The 3,754-nt window shown below is 72.8% G+C and carries 1 protein-coding gene; it reads right to left on the reverse strand.

Going from position 1 to position 3,754, the window contains the following annotated elements; translation table 11 throughout:
* Nucleotides 1-129 precede the first annotated feature (129 nt).
* Nucleotides 130-3,754, reverse strand: a 3,625-nt coding sequence (locus ACFWI9_RS33310) for a type I polyketide synthase (protein ID WP_387168762.1), incomplete at its 5' end; no start/stop codon positions are given.

The raw sequence follows: 3,754 nt of genomic DNA on the forward strand, positions 1-3,754 counted from the left end.
GCGATGCGGTGACGGGCCCGCCGACAGCCGTGTGGCAGGGGCAGGGGCAGGGGCAGGACGAGCACGGGCCGGGCTTCATGAGCCCGGCCCGTCGTCGTTTCGGTCGGCCGCTACCGCCACCAGCACGGGTCAGTCCAGGGTCGCGAGCCAGTCGTTGACGATCCCGGCCGTGCGGTGTGCCTCGGACTCGACCATCGTCAGGTGGTCGCCCTCGACGTCGACGACGGTGTGCGCCGTGTCCCAGGAGGTGCGCCAGGCGTCGGTGGTCGTCGCCGTCTCCGCGTCGCCCGCCCAGGCCCTGGGACGGGCGAAGAGGATCGGCGCGGTGATGTCGTCGAGGTCGCAGTCCTCCATCAGCTGCCCGTACCAGGCCATGGCCGTCAGACGGGCGTTGGTGAACGGGCCGAACAGGGCTTCCTTCTCGAAGAGTCCGGCGAACATCTGGGCGATGAGTCCGACCAGCCCCTCAGTCTTGGGATGGTAGGTGTCCAGCAGGACGACGGCCCGCGGACCGGTACCGGCCTGCTCCAGGCGGCGGGCGGTGGCGTGCGCGAAAATGCCGCCCGCCGAGTAGCCGAGCAGCACATAGGGCTTGTCCCCGGCGGCCGAAAGGATCTGGCGGGCGCAGCCCTCCACCACGGTGGCGAAGGTGCCCGGCAGACTCTCGCTGTCGGCGAAGCCGGGCAGCGGTACGGCGGAGACGTCCCGCTGCCCGCGCATGGCGGCCGCCAGCCTGAGGAACTGGTGGGCTCCGCCCATGGCCGCCGGTGAGGGGAAGCAGAACAGGCCGGGCTGTTGCGGTCCGGTCGCCAGCCGTACCGTGGGCGGCAGTTCGGGAAGTTCATCAGGGGTTGCATAGGTGGGGCGCAGGCCGGCGGCCAGGTCAAGGATGGCAACGCCCTGATTGAGGCGGTCGCGTTCGATGGCCTGGCGGAACAGAGCGCTGAGCGATTCCCCCGCCGGGTCGGCTGTCGCCCCGACACGGTCTCGCTGGCCGGTTCCCGACCCGGCCGCGCCGTCCGTTCCCGCTCCCGTCTCGGTCAGGATCCAGCCGGCGAGGGCACGGGCGCTCGGGTGGTCGAAGACGATGGTGGCCGGCATCGGGATGCCGACGGTGCCCTTGAGACGGTTGCGGAGTTCCACGGCCCCGAGGGAGTCGAAGCCCAGCTCCAGGAACGGTCGGTCCGGTGCCACGGCCTCGGGACCGGGGTGGCCGAGCACCGCGGCCACATGGGTGCGGACCAGGTCGACCACCGCGTTCTCGCGTTCCTCGTCCGACAGGCCGGCGAGGCGCAGGGCGAGCGACGGCCCCTGGGCGGTGCCCGCCGCCGTGGCACGGGCCGCGCTGCGGCGGGCACCGGGGGCGGCCGTGCGGACCAGGCCGCGCAGCAGCGTCGGCACCCCGTCGGCGCGCTCCCGTATCACCGCCGGGTGCAGGTGAGCGGGCACTTGGGCGGGGACCCCGCGTCGTACGGCGATGTCGAAGAGCTCCAGGCCTTCGGCCGTGGTCAGTGCGGTCATGCCCCAGCGGCGGATGCGCTCCACATCGGCGGTCTTGAGACCGCGGACCATTCCATGCCCTTCGCCCCATAGGCCCCAGGCCAGGGAGTGTGCAGGCAGCCCAGCGGCAGCGCGGTGCTCCGCGAGTCCGCTGAGGAAGAGGTTGGCGGCGGCGTAGTTTCCCTGACCCGGTCCGTCCACGACGCTGGACGACGAGGAGAACAGGACGAACGCCGTGAGCGGCAGGTCACGGGTGAGCTCGTGCAGATGCCAGGCGGCGTCCGCCTTCGGACCGAGGACGTGGTCGAGGTACTCGGGGGTCAGCGCGCTGACGACGGCGTTCGCGGCGACGCCCGCGGTGTGTACGACGCCGGTGAGCGGATGCCGCGGATTGATGCCGGCGAGGAGTTTCGCGAGCGCGTTCCGGTCGCCGACGTCGCAGGCCTCGATACGGACCTCGGCGCCCGACTCGGCCAGTTCCGCAGCCAGTTCGGCGGCGCCCTCGGCTTCCGCGCCCCGTCGGCTGGTGAGGAGGAGATGACGGACGCCGTGTTCGGTGACGAGGTGGCGGGCGACGAGACGACCCAGCCCACCGGTGCCGCCGGTGATGAGCACCGTACCGGTGGCGTCCCAGGGGGGCGTCGTGTTGTCGATGCCCTCGTTCCGGTCGGCGGGGGTCAGCCGTGGCATCAGGATCTCACCGCCACGGATGGCGAGTTGGGGTTCACCGGTTGCTACGGCCGCGGGAAGGGCGGCGAGCGAGCGGGGGTCGTCGTCGAGGTCGACCAGCAGATGGCGGTCGGGGTTCTCGGCCTGGGCGGACCGCACCAGGCCCCACACCGCGGTGCCGGGCAGATCCGAGACGTTGTCCCCGCCGGGCCGCGTCATGACGGCGCCCCGGGTGACCACCAGCAGACGGGAGGCTTCGAGCCGTTCGTCGGCGGCCCACGCCTGGAGAGCCGCCAGCACGGAGCCCGTGGCGGAGCGCACCCGGTCCGGCATCGGCGCGCCGGGGTCGGCGACCCAGCCGAGGACGGCGACGGCCGGCGGCTCCTCCCCATCGTCGAGCACGGTCGACAGATCCGGATGGCCGAGCCCCAGGCCGTCCGCGCCGAACGACGCCCACCTGGCCGCGTCCAAGGCCTCCTCGGCGGCCCGAGTGGGGAGGGCCGGCAGCCAGCTCACCTCAAAGAGGGAGCGGTGAGCACCCTTGGACGGTCCACTGAGCTGCTCGGCCGAGATGGTCCGGGCGGCCAGCGATTCCACGGTGACCACGGGGGCGCCGGTGATGTCGACGGCGTCCAGCCGCAGCGCGGAGACCGACGTCGGGCCCGAACCGGTGCCCGAACCGGTGCCCGCGCCGCCACCGGTGATGCGGACGCGCAGCACGGACGCGCCGGTCGCGTGCAGGCGTACACCGTTCCATGCGAACGGGACGGACGGACCTGCGTCCGCGTCTCCCTCCAGGAAGCTGGTGTGCAGAGCGGCATCGAGCAGCGCCGGGTGCACGCCGTACGCGGCGGCGTCGACCGACGTGTCGTCGGGCACGGCGACTTCCCCGTACAGGGCGTCGGCGTCCCGCCAGGCCGCGTGGAGTCCCCGGAAGACGGGACCGTACTCCAGGCCCTGCGCGGTGAGGCTCGTGTAGAACGTGTCGAGCGGTACGGGCGTGGCACCCTCGGGCGGCCAAACCCCGCCCGGTCCGGTCACCGGCTCCGGCCCTGGCTCGGCAGCCGACTGCGGGGCGAGTACCCCCTCGGCGTGCAGCCGCCACTCCTGCTCGTCCGGAACCGTGTCATCGCCGTGTTCAGGTCTGGAGAACACCTGCACCGTGCGGTGATCGGTGTCGTCGGGGGCGTTGACGACCACTTGGAGGGCGAGTGGGGTGTGGTCGGGGAGGGTGAGGGGGGCTTGGAGGGTGAGTTCGTCGAGGACGGGGGTGTGGGTGCGGTGGCCGGCGTGGAGGGCGAGTTCGACCAGTGCGGTGCCGGGCAGGAGGGTGGTGCCGTGGACGGCATGGTCGGTGAGCCAGGGGTGGGTGTCGGTGCTCAGCCGTCCGGTGAAGGCGACCGCACCGGTCGCGGGTAGGGCGATAGCGGCACCCAGCAGGGGGTGCGCTGCGGGCGCCTGCCCCAGGCCCGTGGGGTCGCCACCGGTAAAGGCGGTGGCGTCGAGCCAGTAGCGCTGGTGTTGGAAGGGGTAGGTGGGCAGGTCGACGATGCGGGCACCGCGTCCGGCGAAGAGGGAGGCCCAG

Source organism: Streptomyces sp. NPDC127084 (genome assembly GCF_042724175.1).
GTDB lineage: Bacteria > Actinomycetota > Actinomycetes > Streptomycetales > Streptomycetaceae > Streptomyces.